This window comes from Pseudomonas sp. VEM90, from assembly GCF_054611535.1.
This window is the reverse complement of record NZ_JBTRAR010000003.1, coordinates 38,056-61,894: the sequence shown is the minus strand read 5'-3', so window position 1 is coordinate 61,894 and position 23,839 is coordinate 38,056. Positions and strand designations below refer to the sequence as shown.

The window sequence follows — 23,839 nt, the reverse complement described above, 5'->3', positions numbered from 1 at the left end:
CCAGCACATCCGTATGGTGTGCTGCATGGAAAGGTAAAACAAAGATGGTACAGGTGAGAGTGCACCAGCCGGTCAACACTGACGGCAGTATCAATCTCGAAGCATGGTTGGACCATGTGGTAAGCGTCGATTCGGCACTGGATCGCGCAGCGCTGAAAGAAGCCTGCGAGTTTGCGCATGAGGTAGAGAAAAAGGGCAACCCGGCCAAGCATTCCTGGGCGGATGGTACGTCCAGCTTCCAGGCTGGCCTGGAAATCGCCGAAATTCTGGCTGACCTCAAGCTCGACCAGGACTCCCTGGTGGCTGCGGTCATCTACCGTTCGGTGCGCGAGGGCAAGGTCACCCTCGCCGAGGTCAGCCAGTGTTTTGGCCCGGTGGTCTCCAAGCTGATCGACGGCGTGCTGCGCATGGCCGCCATCAGTGCCAGCCTCAGCCCGCGACAGTCGCTGGTGCTGGGTTCGCAGGCGCAGGTCGAAAACCTGCGCAAGATGCTGGTGGCCATGGTCGACGACGTGCGCGTGGCACTGATCAAGCTGGCCGAACGCACGTGCGCAATCCGTGCGGTCAAGTCCGCCGACGACGAGAAACGCCTGCGCGTCGCGCGTGAAGTGTTCGACATCTATGCGCCGCTCGCGCACCGCCTGGGTATCGGTCACATCAAGTGGGAGCTGGAAGACCTCTCCTTCCGCTACCTGGAGCCCGACCAGTACAAGCAGATCGCCAAGCTGTTGCATGAGCGGCGGCTGGACCGCGAGCGCTTCATCAGCGACGTGATGACCCAGCTGCAGAACGAGTTGCTTGCCACTGGCGTAAATGCCGACATCAGCGGTCGGGCGAAACATATCTATTCGATCTGGCGCAAGATGCAGCGCAAAGGCCTGGAGTTCAGCCAGATCTACGACGTGCGAGCGGTGCGCGTACTGGTGCCGGAAATCCGCGACTGCTACACCGCGCTGGGCATCGTGCACACCTTGTGGCGGCATATTCCCAAGGAGTTCGACGACTACATCGCCAACCCCAAGGAGAACGGCTACCGCTCATTGCACACCGCGGTAATCGGCCCCGAGGGCAAGGTGCTGGAGGTGCAGATCCGCACCCACGGCATGCACGAAGAGGCCGAGCTTGGGGTATGCGCCCACTGGCGCTACAAGGGCACGGACGTCAAGCCCAGCTCCAACCACTACGAAGAGAAGATCTCCTGGTTGCGCCAGGTGCTGGAATGGCACGAAGAGCTGGGCGACATCGGTGGCCTGGCCGAGCAGTTGCGGGTCGATATCGAGCCTGACCGGGTTTATGTGTTCACCCCCGACGGCCACGCCATCGACCTGCCCAAGGGGGCCACGCCACTGGACTTCGCCTATCGCGTGCACACCGAGATCGGCCACAACTGCCGCGGCGCCAAGATCAATGGCCGTATCGTGCCGTTGAACTACAGCCTGCAGACTGGCGAGCAGGTGGAGATTATCACCAGTAAGCACGGCAACCCCAGCCGAGACTGGTTGAACTCCAACCTGGGCTACGTCACCACCTCGCGGGCGCGGGCCAAGATCGTCCACTGGTTCAAGCTGCAGGCTCGCGACCAGAACGTTGCCGCCGGCAAGACCTTGCTTGAGCGCGAGCTCAGTCGTCTGGGCCTGCCGCAGGTTGATTTCGAGCGCTTGGCCGAGAAGACCAACGTCAAGACTGCCGAAGACATGTTTGCCGCGCTCGGTGCTGGCGACTTGCGCCTGGCTCATCTGGTCAACGCTGCCCAGCAGTTGCTGGAGCCCGAGCGTATCGAGCAGATCGAACTGGTGCCGCGCAAGCCTACCGGTCCGCGTACCGGCAAGCGTGGCGACATCCAGATCCAGGGTGTCGGCAATCTGTTGACACAAATGGCCGGCTGCTGCCAGCCGCTACCGGGCGATGCCATTGTCGGTTACATCACCCAGGGCCGTGGCGTGAGCATTCATCGCCAGGACTGTGCCTCGGTACTGCAGCTGGCGGGCAGGGAGCCAGAGCGCATGATCCAGGTGAGCTGGGGGCCGATCCCGGTGCAGACCTACCCGGTCGACATCGTCATCCGTGCCTACGACCGCCCGGGTCTGCTGCGCGATGTGTCGCAGGTGCTGCTGAACGAAAAGATCAACGTGCTGGCGGTGAATACCCGATCGAACAAGGAAGACAACACCGCGCTGATGTCGCTGACCATCGAGATCCCCGGCCTGGACGCACTGGGGCGCCTGCTGGGGCGGATCTCGCAGTTGCCGAACATCATCGAAACGCGGCGTAATCGTACCCCTTGAGACCGTGGCGCCAGCTTCGCGGGCTTGCCCGCTCCCACAGGATGGATGCAGGTTTGGAAATCTGCACCGTACCTGTGGGAGCGGGCAAACCCGCGAAGCAGCCACCACCGAAGGACCTGCCTGTATGACCTACACCCTTGACGACCTGCTGCATCTCATGGCCCGCCTGCGCGACCCGCAGTACGGCTGCCCGTGGGACCTGAAGCAGAACTACGCCAGCATCGTCCCGCACACCCTCGAAGAGGCCTACGAGGTCGCCGACGCCATCGAACGCGGCGATTTCGAGCACCTGCAAGGTGAGCTGGGCGACTTGCTGTTCCAGGTGGTCTATTACAGCCAGCTGGCCCGGGAGGAGGGGCGTTTCGAGTTCGATGGCGTGGTCGACAGCATCACCCGCAAGCTTATCCGCCGCCACCCGCATGTATTCCCCACTGGCGAGCTGTACGCGCCGGTGGATACCCCCGCCTTGAGCGATGCCCAGGTCAAGTCGCGGTGGGAAGAAATCAAGGCCGAAGAGCGCGCGGAAAAAAGCCAGCCTGAACAGCTTTCGCTACTCGACGACGTTCCGGCAGCCTTGCCGGCGCTGTCGCGGGCAGCCAAACTGCAAAAGCGCGCGGCCACGGTCGGTTTCGACTGGCCAGCGGCCTTGCCGGTGCTGGACAAGGTCCGCGAAGAGCTTGATGAAGTGCTGCAGGCCATGGCCGACGGTGATGTCGATGCCCTTGAAGATGAAATGGGTGACCTGCTGTTCGCCACCGTCAACCTGGCACGCCACCTCCAGCAGGACCCGGAGCACGCCTTGCGCCGCGCCAATCGCAAGTTCGAACGACGCTTCCGTTTTATCGAACAGGCATTGCGCGACAGTGGCCGCCCCATTGAAGATTGTGACCTTGACGAGCTGGATGCCCTTTGGGGGGAAGCCAAACGTCAGGAAAAGAACCTGCCCAGCTGCGGCTGAGCTGTTGCATAAGTGAGTGAATATTCATGAGCCTTTCCCTTCGCGACCAATTGCTCAAAGCCGGTCTGGTCAACCAGAAACAGGTCTCGCAGACCAACAAAGCTGAAAAGAAACAAAAGCGCATGGAGCACAAAGGCCAGGTCGAAGTCGACGACAGCCAGCAGCGCATGGCCAAGGAAGCCATGGCTGAAAAAGCCAGGCGTGACCAGGAACTGAACCGCCAGCAGCAGGAAAAGGCCGAGCAGAAGGCCCGTGCCGCGCAGGTCAAGCAACTGATCGAGGCCACTCGCCTGCCCAAGCTGAACACCGAGGATTACTACAACTTCGTCGACGACAAGAAGGTCAAGCGCATTGCCGTCAACGCCCTCATGCGTACCAAGCTGAGTAATGGCGCGCTGGCCGTGGTAGCCCATGCCGGCGGCTACGAGGTTATCCCCCGTGAGGCCGCATTGAAGATCCAGGAGCGCGACCCTGGCCGTATTCTGCTGCTCAATACCCATGTCGAGGAAGCGGACGAAGACGACCCGTACGCGGCTTACAAGATCCCTGATGATCTGATGTGGTAAACAGAAAAAACCCGCCTTGGCGGTGACGCGGTTCATTCAACTTCGCCAGGGCCGCGTTGCGGCCCTTTCGCGACGCAAGGTCGCTCCTGCGGCTATCGTGAGAAGTGTGTTGGTTCGCCGCTCGCTGAACCGGCGCGATCAGTCAGCTGTGCTATTGCCTTGGTTCCTTCCGTTCGTCGGACATTTCCTAGGGTTTTGGCACAGCGGCTAGCCTCCAGCTTAGCGTCAGGGATAGCGCTGAACATTCGGTCCAGGAAGGGCCAGTACGCCTCGTCGTCCCGACGCTTTATCTGCTGAGGAGACGATAATGAAAATAACCCTGAAACGGTTGGCGTGCCTGGGTGCAAGTTTCACCAGCGCGTTCGCCATGGCCGATGCGGCCAGTCCGCCGGTGCTGTCACCTGCGGTTCCCTTCGACGTCACCGCCAATCCCCCTTTCACCCTGGACAACCTGCAACACGATTTCGACGTGCTGTCGTGGCAGACCTTCGTCGCCCTGAACTGGCCCGCCAACGCCGACGGCAGCGCCAACACCTCGGCGCAGATCGGCGCACCCGGCAAGACGGTGTGGGAGTCGTGGAAAGAGAGCTACGAGATCTTCCTGCCCAAGGGACAGAAACCCGTTGCCTGGGATCAGCAGGCACCCGTGCCCGCAGCCTGCCAAGGCAAGGGTGACTTGCCGGTGCTGCAGCAGATGGGCAAGGTCGCCGGCGTGCTCGATGAGTTCATCCAGCCGTTCAAGACCGGCCCGTTGGTCGACCAAAGCGGCACCTACACGCGCAACGCGATCATGGTCAACAAGCCGATGTTCGATGACATCGTCAACAATGGCCTGTACAGCAAGGAAGGCCAGCAAGCGTTCCTGAGCAAGGCTGACAACCGCATCGCTTTCGCCTGTGGTTCGCAGAAGGCCCAGCGGGTCGGTGCGATCATGGTCAAGTCGGCCTGGAAAGTGCTCGATGGCAGCGACAACCCGCAGGAGTTCCACGCCGTCGACGCGCTGGTCTACACCCCCGGCAACGCCGACCCGAACAAGGGGGCGCTGATCCCCGAGTCGTGCAATGCGCAGAAGGTCGGGCTGGTAGGCCTGCACATCGTGCACAAGACCGAAGGTGCACCACAGTGGGTATGGTCGACGTTCGAGCACGTGCGCAACGTGCCGGAAAAGACCACGCCCATGAACGAGCGCAAGGGGCCCTACCTGTTCTACGACGCCCAGGCCAGCGACCGCCCGGTGAACGAGCCGCCCGCGCAACCGTGGGACCCGTCGAAGAAGGCCATCCCCTCGCAGATCGTGCGTGAAATTCCCATCACCGCCGCCACCCAACAGCTCAACGCACAGTGGCAAGGTGCGCTCAAGGGCACGGTGTGGGCCAACTACCACCTGATCAGCACCCAGTGGCCCACCGCCCCGGCCGATGACTGCCAGGTGCCGTCACCGACCAACCCGTTAGGTACGCCTGCGCCGAACTTCCTGGCCAACGCCACCCTGGAGACCTACAACCAGGGCACCACCCCGCAGGCCTCGTCCAGCTGCATGGAGTGCCACAACAACGCGACCACTCGCGTGACCCAGTCACCGCGCACCAGCTTCGCCGATTTCACTTTCCTGCTTGAACGTGCCCAATCCACCGGCGCCAAGGAGTGATGCCATGAGCGACCAGAACCTGCAAAACTTCATCGGCTTGTCCGCCGTGCTCACTGGCCTGTCGGCCAAGCTGCTGGCACCTTCCGTCGACCCGATCAATCTGCCGCCGGTGTTCTTCGCCACCGCCCAGCAAGGCATGGGCCTCGAGGCGTTCAGCAGCCTGCTGGAGCTGTACGCCAGCATCCAGAGCCAGCCGCCCGCGCAAATCGCCAGCGCCGTGCTCGATAACGCGAACCCGCAAATCGCCCAGGGCGCCCGCTCGATCATGAAGCTGTGGCTGCTCGGCAGTTGGTACCAACCCTACGACTTGGGCAACGCGCGCACGGGTGACACGCGCGTGGTCTCCGACCAGGCCTACAAGGAGAGCTGGGCGTGGAAGATCGCCCAATCCCATCCCATGGGCTACAGCCAGTTCCACTTCGGATACTGGGGAGAGCAGCCACCGACCCTCAAGCAATTCACCGGAGTCGACGCCAAGGAAGGGCAGCAGCCATGAGCAATGTACAAACCCAGAACATCGAAACCGCCGATGTGATCGTGGTGGGCGCCGGCATGGCCGGCAGTGTCATGGCCTACCAGTTGGGCCTGGCCGGGTTGAAAGTGCTGGTGCTCGAATCGGGCCCGGCCATTCCGCCCAATCGCAGCGAGTACCTGGAGCGCTTCTACACCGCGGTGCTCAAAGCGCCCGAATCGCCGTACCCACCTGAACAGAGCGAGCAGACCCCGGCCACGCAGTTCGCGCCACGGGCGACCATCCAGGACCTGATCACCGCGGGTAGCCAAGACCCGGACAAGGTGCAGAAAAGCTACCTGGTGCAGAAGGGACCGCAACTGTTCGCCAGCACTTACGAGCGGGTAGGTGGCGGCACCATGTGGCACTGGATGGGCACGGCCCTGCGCCTGTTGCCCAACGACTTTCGCATGCGCACTGCGTACAACGTCGGGGTCGACTGGCCGATCAGTTACGACGATCTGCAGACCGCCTATTGCCGCGCCGAAGAGGAGATGGGCGTGTCCGCCGATGTCGCCTCGCAGACTTACCTGGGCGTGACGTTCCCGCATGGCTACAAATACAGCATGCATGGCATCCCGCCGTCGCTGGTCGACCAAGGCCTGGGCGAGAACGTCACGGGCACGGTATACCAGAGCCCGGAGAAGGGGCCCGACGGCAAGCCGTACCCAGGTGTCACCCTCAATGTCCGGCAGACCCCGGCCGGGCGCAACTCGCAGAATGATAACGGCCGTCGGGTGTGCGCAGGCAACACCAGTTGCACACCGATCTGCCCGATCCAGGCCAAGTACGATGCCACCGTGACCATGGCCAAGGCACTGGATACCGGCAACGTGCGCATCTTCTACCAGACCGTGGCAAGCCAGGTGCAGGTCGATGCCAATGGGGTCACGGGAATCGACTTCATCCAGTATCAGAACAACGGCACGCGCCAGAACGGCACGGCCCAGGGCAAGCGCTACGTGATTGCCGCCCACGCGATCGAAACACCGAAGCTGCTGCTCAACTCCATCGGCCCGAACAGCCCTAAAGGGGTCGCCAACAGCAGCGGCCAGGTCGGCCAGGCGTTGGCTGACCATCCGGTGTACCTGGCCTGGGGCCTGATGCCCGAAGGCAAGCCGCTGTTCCCGTTCCGTGGGCCATTGTCCACCTCGGGGATCGAGGACATGCGCGATGGCCCGTTCCGCAGCCAGCGGGCTGCCTGGCGTATCGAAATCGGCAACGAGGGCTGGAACTGGTCGGTGAACGACCCCTACACCTCGGTCTGCGATTTCATCGACGGGACCAACCACGGCGGCGCTAACCCCAACAAGCTGGCATTGTCCGGCCAGGCGCTGGTGCAGCAGCTCAACAGCGTGCTGACCCGCCAATTCCGTCTGGGCTTCTTGGTCGAGCAGGTGGAGAAAGACCCCGACAAAGCGCTGTGCCGGGTGGAGAGGAGCACGGAGTTCACCGACGGCCTGGGCCTGCCTCGGCCACAGATCACCTACGAACTGTCCGACTACACCAAGGAGGGTTTCAAGCAGGCGCGCCTGGCCGCCACGCACATCATCACCGAGCTGATGGGCGCCACCGAACTGACCGACCTGAACCCTAAGCTCGAGCCCGGCTCGCAAACGGTGTTCGAGTACGGCGGCGAGAACTACGCGTTCTACGGCGCTGGCCACCTGATGGGCACTTACCGCATGGGATCGGACCGCACCAAGTCGGTGGTGGACAAGGACCAGCGCAGCTGGGACCACCCCAACCTGTTCCTGGTCGGCGACGGTGTGTTCCCCACCACCGGCACCGCCAACCCGACCTTGACCATCACCGCGTTGACCTTCCAGGCCGCCGATGTGGTGGCCAGCGACCTGCTCAAGCGTACCGTACAGGTGCAGGCCAACCAGGCATGGCAGGGCACGGGCATGCAGATCAATGGTCAGAGCTGGCAGTTGGCGGTCTGTACGGGCGGGCAGTGGACGGCGAACCCGGCCACCGGCATGGTTGGCGCGGCGGGCAACCCAAGGTTGATCGCCAAGCCCGGCTATGCCTTGCCTGGTCAACCGGAAGGGGCGTTGATCGGGCGTATCGGCAACAGCGGCGTGCCGTTCCTGGTCGGCAACCAGATGCAATTGCCGCGTGGCCAGCAGGGAGAGTTGCAATTGTGCATCAATGACGACTTGGACGGCCGTTACGGGGCTGGCCTGAGCGATAACCTGGGCAGCCTGTCGGTGGAGGTGCGTTTCGGGTCGGTGTAGACCCTGTCATGGCAACCCCACAAGGCTCCGGCACTGCCGCAGTATTGTGGGGTTGTTCTTCGAGCCCAGGTGAATCAGGGATTCGCGGCAATGCGCTGGGTCATTGTGTAGCGCGCTGGTTTTCCAGGTCTTCAAGCTCAACGCGGTATTGGTGCGCTTCGTGTTCGTTATGGAACATGCCCACCAGTTGGCCTTGTTGGTACACATCCCAGATCCGCACGCCAGCGGCCAGGCCTTCGTGGGACATTTTCGATTCGTCGCGTTCGGTTACTTGGACAGTCATCGTTAAACTCCACTTCTTCAAGATGGCTGCGACAGTGTGTCGCACGTCTTCTTTATAGAGTTTGTTAGCAGACTAAGTAAATAAAACAGGCATGAAACAAGTTTCATGAAGCTGGGAGGTGTGCTGCCTCGATGGGCTTCTTCGCAGCAAAGAAAAGCCCCGCACTGGGCAGGGCTTCAGGTGTTGCAGGCAGTGCCGGATCAGTTGCCCTTCACCGGCTTGCCATCGACCGTGCCATCCTGCAGCACGATCACGTACTCCTTGCCATCGGTCTCTACCTGGCGCAATTGCACCAGCAGGTAATCCCAGTTCTTGGCAAACCATAGCTCGGTGATGCGCTTGCTCTGGCTTGGATCGCGCACGCGCTCGACCTTCACTGCATCGACCTGGCCGGTCTTGGTGGTGACCTTTTCGGTGCCCAGCACGCGGAAGTCGTAGGTGTCGATTTCGTCGCCGTCGACCACCTGGTAGGTCATGCTTTTCTTGCCCGCGGCCACGTCGTGCTGCAGGGCCAGCTGGTAGGACGACTTGTCCAGTACGCCGCGGTTCAGTGGCAGGCTGACGGCATCGCCACGGTCGCTGCCGGTGACCTTCTTGGTGCTCCAGTCGAAGTCCAGGTCGACCTTCTTGGCCTTGCCCAGGCCGCCGCGCTCGAAGTGGTACTTCTGCGGCAGCAGGGTGTCGTTTTCCATGCGCAGGGTGCTTTGCTCGGTCAGGCTGGCGATCATCATGGAAGCCTTGAAATTAAGGTCCCAGGTACCGTTGGCATTTTTGACCAGGCTGCGCTCGGCGGTGCCGCTCATGGGCAGCTGTTTCCAGTCGGCCGTGTAGCTGGCCGAGAAGGGCTTCAGATCAGCTGCCTGGAGGGGCAGGGCGAGCACGGCGAGAGCCAAGAGCAGGGCGCGACGCATAAATTCTCCTAGGATCGAATCAAGTGACCGCTGGCCGCCAGTGGCTGGCCGTCCAGTAATGCACCCTGTTCGCCAAGACGCAAGCGCCCTTCAGCGAACCAGCGCACCGCCAGTGGGTAGATCAGGTGTTCCTGATGGTGTACCCGCTGTGCCAGGCTTTCGACGGTGTCATCAGACGCCACCGGTACCACAGCCTGTACGACCAGTGGGCCGCCATCGAGTTCCTCAGTCACGAAGTGTACGCTGCAGCCATGCTCGGCGTCGCCAGCTTCCAACGCCCGGCGATGAGTATGCAGGCCCTTGTACTTGGGCAGCAGCGATGGGTGGATGTTGAGCAGGCGGCCCTGATAGTGGCGCACGAAGCCGCCACTGAGGATGCGCATGAAGCCGGCCAGCACCACCAGGTCCGGGGCAAAGCCGTCGATGCGCGCCATCAGCGCGGCATCGAAGGCTTCACGGCCGTTGAACTGGGTGTGGTCGAGCACGACGCTGTCGATGCCGGCCGCTGCGGCGCGTTGCAGGCCGTAGGCATCGGCGCGGTTGGAGACCACCGCGCGGATATGCACCGGGCTGTCCTGCCCTTGGCAGCTGTCGATCAGGGCTTGCAGGTTGCTGCCGGAGCCCGACAGCAGTACCACTACATTGCAGGCATTGCTCGGCATCAGTGTGCCTTGAGGTTCTGCAGCTCGACCTGGGCAGCGCCTTCGGCGGCTTCGGCGATGTGGCCGATTACCCATGGCTGCTCACCGGCGGCGCGCAGTTCGTTCAGGGCGGCTTCGACCTGGTCCTGGGCCACGCAGATGACCATGCCCACACCGCAGTTCAGTACGCGGTGCATTTCGTGCTCGTCGACGTTGCCTTTTTCCTGCAGGAAGTCGAACACCGCCGGGCGCTGCCAGCTGGCCACGTCAACCACGGCCTGGGCGTTTTTCGGCAGTACGCGCGGGATGTTGTCCAACAGGCCGCCGCCGGTGATGTGGGCCATGGCCTTGACTGCGCCAGTGTTCTTGATCAGCTGCAGCAGCGGCTTGACGTAGATGCGGGTCGGCGCCATCAGCAGGTCGGTCAGCGGCTTGCCGTCCAGCTGGGTGTTCTCGATATCGGTAGCCGAGACTTCGAGGATCTTGCGGATCAGCGAGTAGCCGTTGGAGTGCGGGCCCGAGGACGGCAGGGCGATCAGCGCGTCGCCGGTGGCAACCTTGGAGCCGTCGATGATTTCGGCCTTTTCCACCACACCTACGCAGAAACCGGCCAGGTCGTAGTCTTCACCTTCGTACATGCCAGGCATTTCGGCGGTTTCACCACCGACCAGCGAGCAGCCGGCCAGTTCGCAACCGGCGCCGATGCCGGTGACCACGGTGGCGGCCACGTCAACGTTCAGCTTGCCAGTGGCGTAGTAGTCGAGGAAGAACAGCGGCTCGGCGCCGCAGACGACCAGGTCGTTGACACACATGGCGACCAGGTCCTGGCCAATGCTGTCGTGCTTGTTCAGGTTAAGTGCCAGGCGCAGCTTGGTACCGACGCCGTCGGTGCCGGAGACCAGCACCGGCTGCTTGTAGCCGGCCGGGATCTCGCAGAGGGCGCCGAAGCCACCCAGGCCACCCATGACTTCAGGGCGTGCGGTGCGTTTTGCCACGCCCTTGATGCGTTCGACCAGTGCTTCGCCGGCGTCGATGTCTACACCGGCGTCCTTGTAGCTCAGGGAGGGTTGCTTGCTCATTGATCCAGGCCTTTAGGAGGGAGGGATTCTTAAAAACGACCATGACGGCCAAGGCCGGCTGGTAAGCGGCGGCTGCCTGAAACGTCAGTAGTCTGTGAAGGCGCGCGATTTTATCAGGGTTGCCGTGCAGCGGCCATCCTCAGGCCGACGGGCAGGGCATGAAAAAGATAATTAGTTGGGACGTTCGCCTTGAGGGAACAGCCATGCGCCGCGCGGGCGGTGCGCGATCTCACCGGCGCTGCGCCGCTCAACGCGAACACCGGTAGGCCCTACAACACCCGCAAGCAATCTTTCACGCCCCGCGGCTGGTTACCTGGCGCCCCCGTGTATAAGGTATAGGCATTGCGGTAACTGGACAGGAATCCTCCATGCGTTTGTTCAATATTCTGGCAGCCGGTTGCCTGGCCCTGATCTCGGCCACTGCCCTGGCTGAAAATGTCTCAGGCCTTTATCAGGTGCGCGAACCGGTCTCCGGGCCGGGCGCTGAAGCCCGTACCGCGGCCACCGTCAAAGCCCTGGACACGCTGGTGCTGCGTCTGACCGGTGACTCAAAGGCAGTGCAAAGCCCTGCGTTGGCCGAGCTGCGCAAGGACCCTCGGCAAATCATCAACCAGGTGGGCAGCGAAGCCGGCCCGCCCGAGTCGATAGTGGTCGAGTTCGACCCTGGTAGTACCGAGCGGGCCTTGCGCAAGGCTGGCCTGGCGCTATGGGGCAGTAATCGGCCTTCGATACTGGGGTGGTGGTTGAACGACACTGTTGAGGGCAGCAACCTGGTCGGTGATGGCCAGGTCAGTGCCCAACCCCTGCGCCGCGCCGCCCAGCACCGCGGTCTGCCGCTGCGCTTGCCGCTGGCCGACTTGCAGGAGCAACTGGTTGCCAATGCCAGGCAGATCGAAGGCAGCGACCCGGCGCAGTTGCGCGAAGCATCCGAGCGCTACGGTGCTGATGCTTTGCTGGCGGTACATGCCCAGGAAGCCGACGGCAAGTGGCAGGGCAAGTGGCAGCTGTGGCTGGGCGACCAGCGTGAGCAGGGCAATGCCGAGGGTGCCGACCCGACAGCCTTGGCTGACGCGGTGATGCTGGCGGTAAGCAGCCGCCTGGCGCCGCGCTACGTTACCCGGCCGGGTGCCGGCCGCCAATTGCAGGTGCAAGTGCAGGGCATGAACCTGCAGCGCTACGCCGAACTGGCCCGCGTGCTGGAGCCCTATGGCCCACGCTTGCAGGCGGCCGAAGGCACGACCTTGACCTACGGGGTCACTGGCAATCGTGATCAGCTGCGTGCCCAGCTTGGCCTGGCCAAACTGCAGGAGGTGCCGGTAGAGCAGGCACCGGCAGTGCCAGCCACGCCAGCACCGGCAGTGGACGCCGCTGCCGGGCAGCCCGCGCCTGCGCAGCCAGCACCCACGCCGTTCGACGGCTTGCGTTTTCGCTGGTAAGGGGCGCTTGCCGTGACTGACATGCGTCGCTGGATCTGGCTGGGTGTTGCGCTGCTGATCGCTGTGCTGCTTTATAGCCTGCACAATATTCTTACGCCGTTCCTGGTTGGCATCATGCTGGCCTACCTGGCCGACCCGCTGGTCGATCGCCTCGAGCGCCTGGGGCTATCGCGTACCTGGGGTGTAGTGGTGGTGTTCGGCCTGTTCACCCTGGTGCTATTGGCCTTGTTGCTGGTGCTTGTGCCGATGCTGGCCAAGCAGTTGGTGCGCCTTTACGAATTGGCGCCGCAGGTGCTCGACTGGCTTGAGCATGTAGCGCTGCCGTGGGTACAGGGCCGCCTTGGCCTGGCCGATGGTTTCTGGAAATTCGACAAGATCAAGGCCGCCATCGGCGCGCACATGGGGCAGACCACCGATATCGTCAGCATGCTGCTGTCCCAGGCTACCGCCTCAGGCCTGGCGTTGGTGGCCTGGCTGGCCAACATGGTGCTGATCCCGGTAGTGGGCTTCTATCTGCTGCGCGATTGGGACCTGATGATGGGCAAGCTGCGCAGCCTGCTGCCGCGCCAGCGCGAGTCGCAAGTGATGGGCCTGGCAGGTGAATGCCATGAAGTGCTGGGCGCATTCGTGCGCGGGCAACTGATGGTGATGCTGGCCCTGGGCATCATCTATTCAGCCGGCCTTATGCTGGTGGGGCTCGAGCTCGGTCTGCTGATCGGCATGCTTGCAGGTCTTGCGGCCATCGTGCCATACATGGGCTTCATCATTGGCATTGGTGCCGCGCTGGTGGCCGGCCTGTTCCAGTTCGGTGGCGACCTGTACCCGATGCTGGGCATCGTTGCGGTGTTCATGGTCGGGCAGGCGCTGGAGGGTATGGTACTGACCCCGCTGCTGGTGGGCGATCGCATCGGCCTGCACCCGGTTGCGGTCATCTTTGCCATCCTCGCGGGTGGTGAACTGTTCGGCTTTACCGGCGTGCTGCTGGCGCTGCCGGTGGCGGCGGTGATCATGGTGCTGCTGCGGCATGTGCATGCTCTGTACAAGGAATCGGACATGTACGCCGGAAATATCGACCCGGAGCTTTGAACGCCACGCGTTTTGTCTTGAGCCTTTTCGCGCCCCGCATCCGCAGGTCGCTTGCAAAACGCAACTTGTTGATTTTGCTTGCCCTATCCGCAGTCGAGATTGTGCGCCCCGCGTTGCAGGTATAGACTTTGCACATTGTTCACCAAAGGCCCCCCGCGGTCCTGCCGACCGCCCGCGAGCATGAAACCACCGATCCAGTTGCCCCTGGGTGTGCGCCTGCGCGATGACGCCACCTTCATCAACTACTATCCGGGCGCCAATGCTGCGGCATTGGGTTACGTCGAGCGGTTATGCGAAGCCGACGCCGGCTGGACCGAGAGCCTTATCTACCTGTGGGGCAAACAAGGTGTTGGCCGTTCCCATCTGCTGCAGGCCGCCACCCATCGCTTCCAGCAACGTGGCGAACCTGCTGTCTACCTGCCACTGGCGCAACTGCTCGATCGCGGCGTAGAACTGCTCGACTACCTGGCCCAGTACGAACTGGTGTGCATCGACGATTTGCATGTGATCGCCGGCAAGGCTGATTGGGAAGAGGCCATGTTCCACCTGTTCAACCGCCTGCGCGACAGCGGCCGCCGCTTGCTGCTGGCAGCCTCGGCATCACCGCGCGAGCTGCCGATCAAGCTGCCGGACCTGAAGTCGCGCTTGACCCTGGCCCTGGTGTTCCAGATGCGCGGCCTGTCTGATGAAGACAAGCTGCGCGCGTTGCAGCTGCGTGCTTCGCGCCGTGGCCTGCACCTGACCGACGAAGTCGGCCATTTCATCCTCACCCGCGGGGCGCGGAGCATGAGCGCGTTGTTCGACTTGCTCGAGCGCCTCGATCAGGCGTCGCTGCAGGCACAACGCAAGCTCACCATTCCTTTTCTCAAGGAAACCCTCGGCTGGTAACCCCCTGAAAACACTGGGCCAGAGCGGTGGCGCAAAAAAGTCACATCTTTTTCGATAAAATTTGCAAATGGCCATGATAGAGGGCATAGTCTCACCCTTCTAAAGGATTACAGACACGGTCGTGCCCATGCTGAAGCGCTTCGCACCCCTCGTGCCACTCGCACTCGTGACCCTTCTTTTTGGCTGCGCGGCCCAAGGCCCGGTATCTCAGCCTCAGGATCACACCCCGGTCACCGCACAATCGGCTATCAAGGCCAAAGCCTCTTCCTCGGCGGTATTCGGTGAGCCGGAAGAGCTGGCCACCGAAGATGACCTTTCGTCTTTCTCCGGCAGCAAGCCTTACCAACTGCCCGTTCTGGCTGACAGCATTCTCGAGCGCGGTATGTCGTTGATCGGCACTCGCTACCGCTTCGGTGGTACCTCGGAAAAATCCGGCTTCGACTGCAGTGGCTTCATCGGTTACCTGTTCCGCGAAGAGGCGGGCATGACGCTGCCGCGTTCCACGCGAGAAATGATCAAGGTCGATGCGCCGAAAGTGGCCCGCAACAAACTCAAGCCAGGTGATTTGCTGTTCTTCAGCACCAATGGCCGCGGCCGGGTGAGCCATGCCGGTATCTACCTGGGTGACAACCAGTTCATCCACTCCAGCAGCCGCCGCAGCGGCGGTGTACGCATCGACAACCTCGGTGATCGCTACTGGAGCAAGACCTTCATCGAAGCCAAGCGAGCCTTGGCCATGGCGCCGACCAACATCGCGCGCAACTGATATCAAAATGATGTACCGTGCCGCGGCGGTGATGCTTTGAAAAAAAAGCACACCGCCGTGCGCATTTACAGAAAGCGTCTAATCTAAATTCTCAACTCTTTTCGGCTGCAGCGCAGCGGTCTCAGACAGGATGTTCTGGCCATGATAAAAATGGCGCGCTTCGCATTTCTCTCCTTGGCAGCCTTGCTGGCTGCATGTTCCAGCCGTGCGCCTGCGCCGGCCCCTGTGGTACAGCCACAGGTTACCTATAGCCAGCCCAATCCTTCGCCGGTTGCCGATGACGTGCTGATTCGTGCCATTGGTCTGGTTGGCACGCCTTATCGTTGGGGTGGCAATACGCCGGACTCCGGCTTCGACTGCAGCGGCCTGATCAAATACGTGTACCGTGATGCTGCAGGCATCAGTCTGCCGCGCTCGACGCGAGAGATGATCGTCATGCGCGCACCGACGGTGGATGCCAGTTCACTGCAGTCCGGTGACCTGGTGTTCTTCGCCACCAATGGTGGCTCGCAGGTCAGCCATGCGGGCATCTATGTAGGGGACGGGCGCTTCGTGCATGCACCGTCCACCGGTGGCACCGTGCGCCTGGACTACCTGTCAAACAGCTACTGGGCCAAGGCCTACCTGCAGGCCAAGCGGGTGATTCCTCAAGGACATCTGGCGCAGAATCCCTGATATCGATACCTGTATCGGCCCCGCTGAGCTCGGGACCGATACAGGCTGCCGAGATTCAGGGGGCTTTGCTCACCCGCCAGATCACATTGCCGACATCGTCGGCCACCAGTATCCCGCCTTGACCGTCCTGGATCACGCCCACCGGCCGACCCATCGCCTTGCCTTCTTTATCGAGAAAGCCCGTTAGCAGGTCTATGGGGCGGCCCGCAGGTTTGCCTGATCCGTCGAAGGGCACGAACAGCACTTTGTAGCCACTGTGTGGTTTGCGGTTCCACGACCCGTGCTGGCCCACCAATGCCCCTTGTTCGAAAGGCGGCGGCAACACGCCGGGTCCGATGAATGCCAGCCCCAAGGATGCAGTATGCGGGCCGACCGCATAGTCCGGCACCAGTGCCTCGGCCACCTTTTGCGGGGCCTGCGGGTGTACTCGTTGGTCTACGTGTTGCCCATAGTAACTGTAGGGCCAGCCATAGAAGCCGCCGTCTTTCACCGAGGTGATATAGTCCGGCACCAGGTCGCTGCCGAGTTCGTCACGCTCGTTGACCGCTGTCCACAACACTTCGCTGTGCGGCTCCCAGGCCAGTCCGTTGGGGTTGCGCAAGCCGGTGGCGAACAGCCGGTGCTTGCCGCTGGCGGGGTCTATCTCCCAGATCGCGGCACGCCCTTGCTCCTTGTCCATGCCGTTTTCCCCCACGTTGCTATTCGAGCCAACCGTCACGTAGAGCTTCCTGCCATCAGGGCTTGCGATCACATTCTTGGTCCAGTGGTGGTTCAGAGGGCCGCCGGGTAGCTCGGTCACCGGGTGGCCTTCATCGTCAATCTGTAGGGCGCCAGATTCATAGTGAAAGCGCAGCAGCCTGTCTGTTTCCGCCACGTACAAGTTCTTGCCCACCAGTGTCATGCCGAAGGGGGAGTTGAGGCCTTTGATGAAAACGCTGCGGACTTCTGCCACGCCATCCTGATCGGCATCGCGCAGCAGGGTGATACGGTTGGCACTGGGTACGGTAGCGCCGGCACGTTTCATCGCCTTGCCCATGACCCAGCCGCGAATGCCCTTGCCATCTTCGGGTTTGGCCGGCGCGTTGGTCTCGGCCACCAGCACATCGCCGTTGGGTAGCAAATAGAGCCAGCGTGGGTGATCGAGGCTTTTGGCGAACGCTGCGACTTGGGTGCCAGATGCTGCGGTCGGCTTCATACCCTTGGGCCAGCCGACTGCGGGGGCGATATTTACGGTGGGGATCAAGGTCGTGACAGGGGCAGGCAGCTTGGGCGTTGGTCCGCTGCCCTCGCGCACGTCCAGCAGCGCCGTCTCGCCGCAGCCTGCCAGGCTGGCTGCGATTAACCAAGGCATGAGGCTTTTCATAGGCGGCGTCCTCCAAAGAAGGCCTGTTGAACTGAGAGGGGGCTGGGGTCGTCGGGTTCCCCTCGGCGCCCCCGTCGATCCAGCAGTCTCTGAGAGGCTTGTTCTTGCTCTTGCCTCGACTTTTGCATCTAAGTGCACGGTAGTTCAGGCAACGCAGATTGCTACTTCGGAAGGCCAGGCGCAGCGCAGGGGCCGGACGTTCAGAGCGGGTCAGGCATACTTTGGCGGCGTCACCCGCTTCGATTGACGCTCCCGGTACAACCCTCTAACCTTCGCGGCGTGTTTCAGGTGCCCTGCCAGCCCCGACTGGGCAGGGTGAAACTGGGAAGCCGGTGGGTGCCAGCATGGCGCGATTCCGGCGCTGCCCCCGCAACGGTGGATGAGTAAAAGGCCGCGCAGGGCCACTGGATGCCAGCATCCGGGAAGGCGCGCAGGCCAGGGCCGAGGCCCACTCACAAGCCCGGAGACCGGCCTGATACTGCCAACGGCATCACGGAGGGTGATGCGCGGTGCACCGTGGCATCCTGCCATGGCCTCTGCGCGCTCTCCGTTTGCCTGCCTATTACCTGTCGCCGCGCATTGCCGTGGTGCCAGCCAGCGGAGAACCCTGATGAGCGAATCCACCGAACGCGACGAACGCCACCTGGCGCGCATGCAGCGCAAGAAGGCGGTCATCGACGAACGCATCGCCAATTCCCCTAACGAATGTGGCCTGCTGCTGGTGCTGACCGGCAACGGCAAGGGCAAGAGCAGTTCGGCCTTCGGCATGCTCGCGCGCGCCTTGGGCCACGGCATGCAATGCGGTGTGGTGCAGTTCATCAAAGGGCGCAACAGCACCGGCGAGGAGCTGTTCTTCCGTCGCTTCCCCGAACAGGTGCGCTACCACGTGATGGGCGAGGGCTTTACCTGGGAAACCCAGGACCGCCAGCGTGACATCGCTGCCGCGCAAGCCGCCTGGGCGGTGTCGCGCCAGTTGCTGCAGGACCCAGGTGTGCAATTCGTGGTGCTGGACGAGCTCAACATCGCGCTCAAGCATGGTTACCTCGACCTGGACCAGGTACTGTCCGACATTCAGGCCCGCCCGCCCATGCAGCATGTGATTGTCACTGGCCGCGCTGCGAAACCCGAGATGATCGAACTGGCTGATACCGTGACCGAAATGGGTATGCTCAAGCATGCCTTCCAGGCTGGTATCCGCGCGCAGAAAGGCGTCGAACTGTGAGTCGATCGCGCCACTGCCCCGCCGTGTTGATCGCGGCACCGGCCTCTGGCCAGGGCAAGACAACCGTCACTGCTGCCCTGGCCCGCCTGCACCGCAACCTCGGGCGCAAGGTGCGGGTGTTCAAGTGCGGGCCCGACTTTCTTGACCCGATGATTCTCGAACGGGCCAGTGGCGCGCCGGTGTATCAGCTGGATCTGTGGATGATCGGTGCGGAGGAAAGCCGTCGTCTGCTGTGGGAAGCAGCCGGCGAAGCTGACCTGATCCTCATCGAAGGGGTGATGGGGCTGTTCGACGGCACCCCTTCGAGCGCCGACCTGGCGCGCCACTTTGGCGTGCCGGTGCTGGCGGTGATCGACGGCACAGCCATGGCCCAGACCTTCGGCGCCCTGGCTCTGGGCTTGGCGCGGTACCAGGCCGACCTGCCGTTCGCCGGCGTGCTGGCCAATCGGGTCGGTAGCCTGCGCCATGCGCAACTGCTGGAAGGCAGCCTGACCGAAGGCTTGCGCTGGTATGGCGGCTTGTCCCGCGAGCGCGGCATCGAGCTGCCTAGCCGCCACCTGGGCCTGGTGCAGGCCAGCGAGCTGAATGACCTGGACACCCGGCTGGACGCTGCTGCCGAAGCGCTGGGCGCCAGTTGCGATGCGGCGTTGCCGCCGCCAGTAAGCTTTGCCGAACCCGAACCGCAAGCCTGCGTTGCCTCACTGGCCGATGTGCGCATTGGCGTGGCGCGGGACGAAGCGTTCGCCTTCACGTATGGCGCTAACCTCGACCTGCTGCGCAACCTTGGTGCCAGGCTGGTGTTCTTCTCGCCGCTGCACGACCGCGAACTGCCGGCAGTAGACAGCCTGTATCTGCCGGGTGGTTATCCAGAGCTGCATCACCATGCGCTGGCCGCCAACGCACCGATGTGCGAAGCGATCCGCGCCCACCACGCGCAGGGCAAGCCATTGCTGGCCGAGTGCGGCGGCATGCTGTACCTGCTCGATGCCTTGACTGACGTGGCCGGTGAACGTGCCGAACTGCTCGGCCTGCTGCCGGGCGAGGCGACCATGCAGAAGCGCCTGGCCGCCCTGGCGCTGCAGGCGGTGGAGCTGCCGGAAGGGACCTTGCGCGGTCACACCTATCACCATTCGCTGACCAGTACTGCGCTGGAGCCGATTGCCCGCGGTCTGAGCCCCAACGGCGGGCGTGGCAACGAGGCGGTTTATCGTCTGGGCCGGCTGACGGCCTCCTACGTGCACTTCTATTTCCCTTCCTGCCCGGATGCGGCGGCGGCGCTGTTGCGACCATGAATGATCACGCCTATAGCGACGCCGAGCGCGCCGCAATCTACCGGGCCATCGGCGAGCGCCGCGACATGCGCCATTTCGCTGGTGGCCAGGTAGCGCCCGAGCTGCTTGGTCGCTTGCTGGCCGCCGCGCATCAGGCGCCCAGTGTCGGGCTTATGCAACCGTGGCGATTTATCCGTATCACCCGGCGTGACCTGCGCGGGCGCATCCAGGCCTTGGTGGAGGCGGAGCGGATACGCACGGCCGAGGCATTGGGCGAGCGATCCGATGCCTTCATGAAGCTGAAGGTGGAGGGCATAAACGATTGTGCCGAGCTGCTGGTGGCGGCCTTGATGGACAACCGCGAACCACACATCTTCGGCCGCCGCACCCTGCCGGAGATGGACCTGGCCTCGCTGGCCTGTGCCATCCAGAACCTGTGGCTGGCCGCGCGTGGCGAAGGGCTGGGTATGGGCTGGGTGTCGCTGTTCGACCCGCAGGCGCTGGCCACGTTGCTGGGCATGCCCGGCGGTGCCAAGCCGGTGGCGGTTCTGTGCCTTGGGCCGGTCGCCGAGTTCTATCCGGTGCCGATGTTGGTGCAGGAAAGCTGGGCCGAAGAGCGGCCCCTGAGTGAAATGCTTTACGAAAACCAATGGGGAGAGCGTCAATGAGCGTGGCCTTGCTGACCGTGGCCGGGGTGGCCCTGGACGCCTTGCTGGGCGAACCACAGCGCCGCCACCCCTTGGTGGCCTTCGGCAACATGGCCGGCAACCTTGAGCGCCGTCTGAATGCAGGCGGGCGTGGCTGGCGCAGCCACGGCGTGAGTGCGTGGTTCCTGGCGGTGGTGCCGCTGACCCTGGTGGCACTGATCCTTTCGTGGCTGCCGTATATCGGCTGGCTGGTTGACGTGCTGGCGCTTTACTGCGCCGTGGGGCTGCGCAGCATGGGCGAGCATGTGCTGCCGGTGGCCAACGCTTTGCGCCAGGGCGATCTGGCGGAGGCGCGGCGCCGGGTTGGCTACCTGGTCAGCCGCGAAACGCGCGAACTGGACGAGCCAGCGGTGGCCCGAGCGGCCACCGAGTCGGTGCTGGAGAACGGCAGCGATGCAGTGTTCGCCGCGTTGTTCTGGTTTGTGGTGGCCGGTGCGCCCGGCGTGGTGCTGTACCGCCTTAGCAACACGCTGGATGCCATGTGGGGCTACCGTAACGAACGTTTCGAGCGCTTTGGCTGGTGCGCGGCGCGCATCGACGATGTGCTCAACTATATACCTGCAAGGCTGGTGGCCCTGACGTATGCCCTGTTGGGCAAAACCCGTCTGGCCCTGGCCTGCTGGCGCCAGCAGGGTCCGCTGTGGGACAGCCCCAACGCCGGGCCGGTGATGGCTGCTGGCGCCGGTGCGCTGGGCGTGGCGCTGGGTGGCCCGGCGGTGTACCACGGCGAACTGCATGAGCGGCCGCGCCTGGGCGAGGGGCCAGTGGCTGATGCCGATGCCATCGAGCGCGGCTGGCAACTGGTGCAGCGCGGCGTGTGGCTGTGGCTGCTGGTGATTTGCCTGGGGGCCTATATCAATGCTTGAACATGGTGGTCGCCTGCTTCGCGCGGTGCAGCAATACGGTATCCCCCGTGAGCAGTGGCTCGACCTGTCCAGCGGCATTGCGCCCTGGCCATTCCCGATCCCGCCGATTCCCGTCGACGCCTGGGCCCGTCTGCCGGAAACCGAGGACGGCCTGGAGGACGCCGCGCGCGCGTATTACGGCGCCCGCCAGTTGCTGCCGGTCGCCGGCTCCCAGGCCGCGATCCAGGCCTTGCCGCTGCTGCGTACAGCCGCCCGGGTAGGCGTGCTGACGCCGTGCTATGCCGAACACCCCTATGCCTGGCAACGGGCGGGGCACCAACTGCTGGCGCTGGATGAGGCGCAAGTTGAGGCTGCGCTCGACGGCCTCGACGTGCTGGTGCTGGTGAACCCCAACAACCCGACCGGCCACCGGGTATCGCGCGAACGTCTGCTGGCTTGGCATGCTCGCCTGGCTGCCCGCGGTGGCTGGCTGCTGGTCGACGAAGCATTCATGGATAACACCCCGGCGGACAGCGTGGTGGACTGCGCCGAACGCCCGGGACTGATCGTGCTGCGCTCGTTTGGCAAGTTCTTCGGCCTGGCCGGTGTGCGCCTGGGCTTCGTTGCCGCCGAACGCAGCTTGCTGCTGCGCCTGGCCGAGCTGCTCGGACCCTGGACGGTCAATGGCCCGACCCGGGTACTGGCCCAGGCCAGTCTGGCTGATCAAGCTGCCCAGCGTGCGCAGGCCGAACGCTGTGCTGCTGCCAGCCAGCGGCTTGCGCACATGTTGCGCAGGGCCGGCCTGGCACCCAGCGGCGGCTGCGACCTGTTCCAGTACGTGCGTAGCGAGCACGCTGCGCGACTGCATGAATTTCTCGCCCGGCGCGGCATCCTTGTACGGTTGTTCGAACAGCCAGCGGCTGTGCGCCTGGGGTTGCCTGCCTGCGCCGCGGACGAACAGCGCCTGGCCCACGCCTTGGCGGCTTATCAAAAGGAAACGGCATGACGACCCTCATGGTGCAAGGCACCACCTCCGACGCAGGCAAGAGCACACTGGTGACCGCGTTGTGCCGCTGGCTGTTGCGTCAGGGTGTCGCTGTGGTGCCATTCAAGCCACAGAACATGGCGCTGAACAGCGCGGTGACGGCTGATGGCGGTGAAATCGGCCGTGCCCAGGCGGTGCAGGCCCAGGCCTGCCGGCTACAGCCGCACACCGACATGAACCCGGTGCTGCTCAAGCCCAACAGCGACACCGGCGCCCAGGTCATCATCCACGGTCGCGCGGTCACCAGCATGAATGCAGTGGCCTACCACGACTACAAGACCACGGCCATGCAGGCTGTGCTGGCTTCTCACCAGCGCCTGAGTGCCGCGTACCCGGTGGTCATGGTCGAGGGCGCGGGCTCGCCGGCTGAGATCAACCTGCGTGCCGGCGATATCGCCAACATGGGCTTTGCCGAAGCGGTGGACTGCCCGGTGATCCTGGTGGCCGACATCAACCGCGGTGGAGTGTTCGCCCATCTGGTGGGCACGCTGGAATTGCTGTCGACCAGTGAGCAGGCACGGATCAAAGGCTTTGTCATCAACCGCTTCCGTGGTGATATTGCCCTGCTGCAGCCAGGGTTGGACTGGCTGGAACAACGCACCGGCAAACCGGTGCTGGGCGTCCTGCCTTACGTTACTGACCTGCACCTGGAAGCCGAAGACGGCATCGATGTGCGCCAGGGCGTCAAGCACGCGCGTGTGCTCAAGGTGATCGTGCCAGTGCTGCCGCGTATCAGTAACCACACCGACTTCGACCCGCTGCGCCTGCACCCGCAGGTGGACTTGCAGTTCATCGGCCCGGGCCAGCCGATTCCGGCGGCCGACCTCATCATCTTGCCGGGCTCCAAGAGCGTACGCGGCGACCTGGCACAACTGCGCGAGCGCGGTTGGGACAAGGCTATCGAGCGGCACCTGCGTTATGGCGGCAAGCTGATCGGTATCTGCGGTGGTCTGCAGATGCTGGGGCGCGAAGTGCATGACCCGCTGGGGCTGGAGGGGGCCGCAGGCTCAAGCCAGGGGCTCGGCCTGCTCGACTATGCCACGGTGCTCGAAGCCGAGAAGCAACTGCGCAATGTTGCCGGGACGCTGAGCCTTGAAGCGGCAACGGTAACCGGTTATGAAATTCATGCTGGCGTGACCACCGGGCCTGCTCTGGAGCAACCCGCGGTCCAACTGGCTGATGGCCGCCATGATGGAGCAGTCAGTGCCGATGGCCAGATCCTCGCCACCTACCTGCATGGCCTGTTCGAAGGCAGCCAGTCGTGTGCCGCGCTATTGCGCTGGGCCGGGCTGGAGGATGTGCAGGTTATCGACTACGAAGCGTTGCGCGAACACGACATCGAGCGCCTGGCCGATCTGGTGGAAAAGCACCTGGACACCGCACAATTGCGTCAGCTGTGTGGGGTGGCCTGAT

22 protein-coding genes and 1 riboswitch are annotated in these 23,839 nt (G+C 63.4%); of the genes, 17 read left to right on the top strand and 5 right to left on the bottom strand.

Going from position 1 to position 23,839, the window contains the following annotated elements; translation table 11 throughout:
* Positions 1–44: 44 nt before the first annotated feature.
* The 6 genes from relA to ACYCCG_RS04380 all read left to right on the top strand — a co-directional run bounded on the left by relA (position 45) and on the right by ACYCCG_RS04380 (position 8,208).
* The gene (relA, locus tag ACYCCG_RS04405; RefSeq protein WP_176685497.1) at positions 45–2,285 is read left to right on the top strand and encodes a GTP diphosphokinase; all 2,241 of its coding nucleotides are present in this window, start codon (positions 45–47) and stop codon (positions 2,283–2,285) included.
* Positions 2,286–2,409: 124 nt separating this feature from the next.
* On the top strand, positions 2,410–3,243 hold the full coding sequence (mazG, locus tag ACYCCG_RS04400; RefSeq protein WP_392545886.1) for a nucleoside triphosphate pyrophosphohydrolase: 834 nt from the start codon (positions 2,410–2,412) through the stop codon (positions 3,241–3,243).
* A gap of 26 nt (positions 3,244–3,269) precedes the next feature.
* On the top strand, positions 3,270–3,809 hold the full coding sequence (locus ACYCCG_RS04395) for a DUF2058 domain-containing protein (protein WP_209964025.1): 540 nt from the start codon (positions 3,270–3,272) through the stop codon (positions 3,807–3,809).
* A 307-nt stretch (positions 3,810–4,116) separates the two neighbouring features.
* Positions 4,117–5,457, top strand: a complete 1,341-nt coding sequence (locus ACYCCG_RS04390; RefSeq protein WP_459669537.1) for a cytochrome C — start codon at positions 4,117–4,119, stop codon at positions 5,455–5,457.
* 4 nt (positions 5,458–5,461) lie between these two features.
* Complete coding sequence (locus ACYCCG_RS04385; RefSeq protein WP_104962419.1) at positions 5,462–5,953, top strand: sorbitol dehydrogenase; 492 nt, start codon at positions 5,462–5,464, stop codon at positions 5,951–5,953.
* On the top strand, positions 5,950–8,208 hold the full coding sequence (locus ACYCCG_RS04380) for a GMC oxidoreductase (RefSeq protein ID WP_459669535.1): 2,259 nt from the start codon (positions 5,950–5,952) through the stop codon (positions 8,206–8,208). The genes ACYCCG_RS04385 and ACYCCG_RS04380 overlap by 4 nt, the downstream gene beginning before the upstream one ends.
* Before the next feature lie 100 nt (positions 8,209–8,308).
* On the opposite strand, the gene ACYCCG_RS04375 is transcribed toward ACYCCG_RS04380, so the two are convergent.
* The 4 genes from ACYCCG_RS04375 to purM all read right to left on the bottom strand — a co-directional run bounded on the left by ACYCCG_RS04375 (position 8,309) and on the right by purM (position 11,122).
* Positions 8,309–8,491, bottom strand: a complete 183-nt coding sequence (locus ACYCCG_RS04375) for a hypothetical protein (protein WP_021782528.1) — start codon at positions 8,489–8,491, stop codon at positions 8,309–8,311.
* Between the two features lie 200 nt (positions 8,492–8,691).
* Positions 8,692–9,402, bottom strand: a complete 711-nt coding sequence (locus ACYCCG_RS04370) for a DUF3108 domain-containing protein (RefSeq protein WP_176685492.1) — start codon at positions 9,400–9,402, stop codon at positions 8,692–8,694.
* Between the two features lie 8 nt (positions 9,403–9,410).
* The gene (purN, locus tag ACYCCG_RS04365) at positions 9,411–10,064 is read right to left on the bottom strand and encodes a phosphoribosylglycinamide formyltransferase (RefSeq protein WP_339443493.1); all 654 of its coding nucleotides are present in this window, start codon (positions 10,062–10,064) and stop codon (positions 9,411–9,413) included.
* Positions 10,064–11,122 carry a phosphoribosylformylglycinamidine cyclo-ligase gene (gene purM / locus ACYCCG_RS04360; protein WP_003252437.1) on the bottom strand — a complete coding sequence of 353 codons (1,059 nt, stop codon included), beginning with the start codon at positions 11,120–11,122 and terminating at the stop codon, positions 10,064–10,066. The genes purN and purM overlap by 1 nt, the downstream gene beginning before the upstream one ends.
* 368 nt (positions 11,123–11,490) lie before the next feature.
* Here purM and ACYCCG_RS04355 point away from each other — a divergent pair, with 368 nt between their 5' ends.
* From ACYCCG_RS04355 to ACYCCG_RS04335, 5 genes are all read left to right on the top strand, one after another.
* Complete coding sequence (locus tag ACYCCG_RS04355; protein WP_459669531.1) at positions 11,491–12,558, top strand: DUF2066 domain-containing protein; 1,068 nt, start codon at positions 11,491–11,493, stop codon at positions 12,556–12,558.
* 12 nt (positions 12,559–12,570) lie between these two features.
* Complete coding sequence (locus ACYCCG_RS04350; RefSeq protein ID WP_401097873.1) at positions 12,571–13,644, top strand: AI-2E family transporter; 1,074 nt, start codon at positions 12,571–12,573, stop codon at positions 13,642–13,644.
* A 180-nt stretch (positions 13,645–13,824) separates the two neighbouring features.
* Positions 13,825–14,532 (top strand): DnaA regulatory inactivator Hda, encoded by a 708-nt coding sequence (hda, locus tag ACYCCG_RS04345; RefSeq protein WP_003252443.1) that lies wholly within the window; start codon positions 13,825–13,827, stop codon positions 14,530–14,532.
* A 127-nt stretch (positions 14,533–14,659) separates the two neighbouring features.
* Positions 14,660–15,298, top strand: a complete 639-nt coding sequence (locus ACYCCG_RS04340; RefSeq protein WP_209964040.1) for a C40 family peptidase — start codon at positions 14,660–14,662, stop codon at positions 15,296–15,298.
* Positions 15,299–15,439: 141 nt separating this feature from the next.
* Positions 15,440–15,973, top strand: a complete 534-nt coding sequence (locus ACYCCG_RS04335) for a C40 family peptidase (RefSeq protein WP_209964043.1) — start codon at positions 15,440–15,442, stop codon at positions 15,971–15,973.
* 55 nt (positions 15,974–16,028) lie between these two features.
* Here ACYCCG_RS04335 and ACYCCG_RS04330 read toward each other — a convergent pair whose 3' ends face one another.
* A complete protein-coding gene (locus ACYCCG_RS04330; protein WP_459669527.1) occupies positions 16,029–17,336 on the bottom strand; it encodes a PQQ-dependent sugar dehydrogenase in 1,308 nt (435 codons plus the stop codon).
* A 269-nt stretch (positions 17,337–17,605) separates the two neighbouring features.
* Positions 17,606–17,826, top strand: a riboswitch (cobalamin riboswitch).
* A gap of 120 nt (positions 17,827–17,946) precedes the next feature.
* Between ACYCCG_RS04330 and cobO the strand changes: the two genes are divergently transcribed.
* Genes cobO through ACYCCG_RS04300 form a run of 6 tightly spaced genes read left to right on the top strand, consistent with a single transcriptional unit; the run spans position 17,947 to position 23,838 of the window.
* A complete protein-coding gene (cobO, locus tag ACYCCG_RS04325) occupies positions 17,947–18,558 on the top strand; it encodes a cob(I)yrinic acid a,c-diamide adenosyltransferase (protein ID WP_014754250.1) in 612 nt (203 codons plus the stop codon).
* Positions 18,555–19,850: a cobyrinate a,c-diamide synthase gene (locus ACYCCG_RS04320; RefSeq protein WP_339443498.1), complete on the top strand. Its 1,296-nt coding sequence runs from the start codon at positions 18,555–18,557 to the stop codon at positions 19,848–19,850. Before cobO ends, ACYCCG_RS04320 begins: the two co-directional genes overlap by 4 nt.
* A complete protein-coding gene (bluB, locus tag ACYCCG_RS04315; protein WP_339443499.1) occupies positions 19,847–20,497 on the top strand; it encodes a 5,6-dimethylbenzimidazole synthase in 651 nt (216 codons plus the stop codon). Before ACYCCG_RS04320 ends, bluB begins: the two co-directional genes overlap by 4 nt.
* Entirely contained in the window at positions 20,494–21,402 is a 909-nt protein-coding gene (gene cbiB / locus ACYCCG_RS04310; RefSeq protein WP_459669524.1) for an adenosylcobinamide-phosphate synthase CbiB, read from the top strand. Before bluB ends, cbiB begins: the two co-directional genes overlap by 4 nt.
* Complete coding sequence (gene cobD / locus ACYCCG_RS04305; protein ID WP_392460830.1) at positions 21,395–22,387, top strand: threonine-phosphate decarboxylase CobD; 993 nt, start codon at positions 21,395–21,397, stop codon at positions 22,385–22,387. Before cbiB ends, cobD begins: the two co-directional genes overlap by 8 nt.
* On the top strand, positions 22,384–23,838 hold the full coding sequence (locus ACYCCG_RS04300) for a cobyric acid synthase (protein ID WP_209964053.1): 1,455 nt from the start codon (positions 22,384–22,386) through the stop codon (positions 23,836–23,838). The genes cobD and ACYCCG_RS04300 overlap by 4 nt, the downstream gene beginning before the upstream one ends.
* The last annotated feature ends 1 nt before the right edge of the window (position 23,839 follow it).

Excerpts from the sequence above, each read along its gene's own strand:
- relA (WP_176685497.1), top strand. The coding sequence starts at position 45 with ATGGTACAGGTGAGAGTGCACCAGCCGGTCAACACTGACGGCAGTATC.
- purM (WP_003252437.1), bottom strand. The coding sequence starts at position 11,122 with ATGAGCAAGCAACCCTCCCTGAGCTACAAGGACGCCGGTGTAGACATC.
- cobD (WP_392460830.1), top strand. The coding sequence starts at position 21,395 with ATGCTTGAACATGGTGGTCGCCTGCTTCGCGCGGTGCAGCAATACGGT.
- ACYCCG_RS04395 (WP_209964025.1), top strand. The coding sequence starts at position 3,270 with ATGAGCCTTTCCCTTCGCGACCAATTGCTCAAAGCCGGTCTGGTCAAC.
- ACYCCG_RS04380 (WP_459669535.1), top strand. The coding sequence starts at position 5,950 with ATGAGCAATGTACAAACCCAGAACATCGAAACCGCCGATGTGATCGTG.
- cbiB (WP_459669524.1), top strand. The coding sequence starts at position 20,494 with ATGAGCGTGGCCTTGCTGACCGTGGCCGGGGTGGCCCTGGACGCCTTG.
- purN (WP_339443493.1), bottom strand. The coding sequence starts at position 10,064 with ATGCCGAGCAATGCCTGCAATGTAGTGGTACTGCTGTCGGGCTCCGGC.
- bluB (WP_339443499.1), top strand. The coding sequence starts at position 19,847 with ATGAATGATCACGCCTATAGCGACGCCGAGCGCGCCGCAATCTACCGG.
- ACYCCG_RS04355 (WP_459669531.1), top strand. The coding sequence starts at position 11,491 with ATGCGTTTGTTCAATATTCTGGCAGCCGGTTGCCTGGCCCTGATCTCG.
- hda (WP_003252443.1), top strand. The coding sequence starts at position 13,825 with ATGAAACCACCGATCCAGTTGCCCCTGGGTGTGCGCCTGCGCGATGAC.
- ACYCCG_RS04370 (WP_176685492.1), bottom strand. The coding sequence starts at position 9,402 with ATGCGTCGCGCCCTGCTCTTGGCTCTCGCCGTGCTCGCCCTGCCCCTC.
- ACYCCG_RS04375 (WP_021782528.1), bottom strand. The coding sequence starts at position 8,491 with ATGACTGTCCAAGTAACCGAACGCGACGAATCGAAAATGTCCCACGAA.
- ACYCCG_RS04335 (WP_209964043.1), top strand. The coding sequence starts at position 15,440 with ATGATAAAAATGGCGCGCTTCGCATTTCTCTCCTTGGCAGCCTTGCTG.
- mazG (WP_392545886.1), top strand. The coding sequence starts at position 2,410 with ATGACCTACACCCTTGACGACCTGCTGCATCTCATGGCCCGCCTGCGC.
- ACYCCG_RS04385 (WP_104962419.1), top strand. The coding sequence starts at position 5,462 with ATGAGCGACCAGAACCTGCAAAACTTCATCGGCTTGTCCGCCGTGCTC.
- ACYCCG_RS04300 (WP_209964053.1), top strand. The coding sequence starts at position 22,384 with ATGACGACCCTCATGGTGCAAGGCACCACCTCCGACGCAGGCAAGAGC.
- ACYCCG_RS04340 (WP_209964040.1), top strand. The coding sequence starts at position 14,660 with ATGCTGAAGCGCTTCGCACCCCTCGTGCCACTCGCACTCGTGACCCTT.
- ACYCCG_RS04390 (WP_459669537.1), top strand. The coding sequence starts at position 4,117 with ATGAAAATAACCCTGAAACGGTTGGCGTGCCTGGGTGCAAGTTTCACC.
- cobO (WP_014754250.1), top strand. The coding sequence starts at position 17,947 with ATGAGCGAATCCACCGAACGCGACGAACGCCACCTGGCGCGCATGCAG.
- ACYCCG_RS04330 (WP_459669527.1), bottom strand. The coding sequence starts at position 17,336 with ATGAAAAGCCTCATGCCTTGGTTAATCGCAGCCAGCCTGGCAGGCTGC.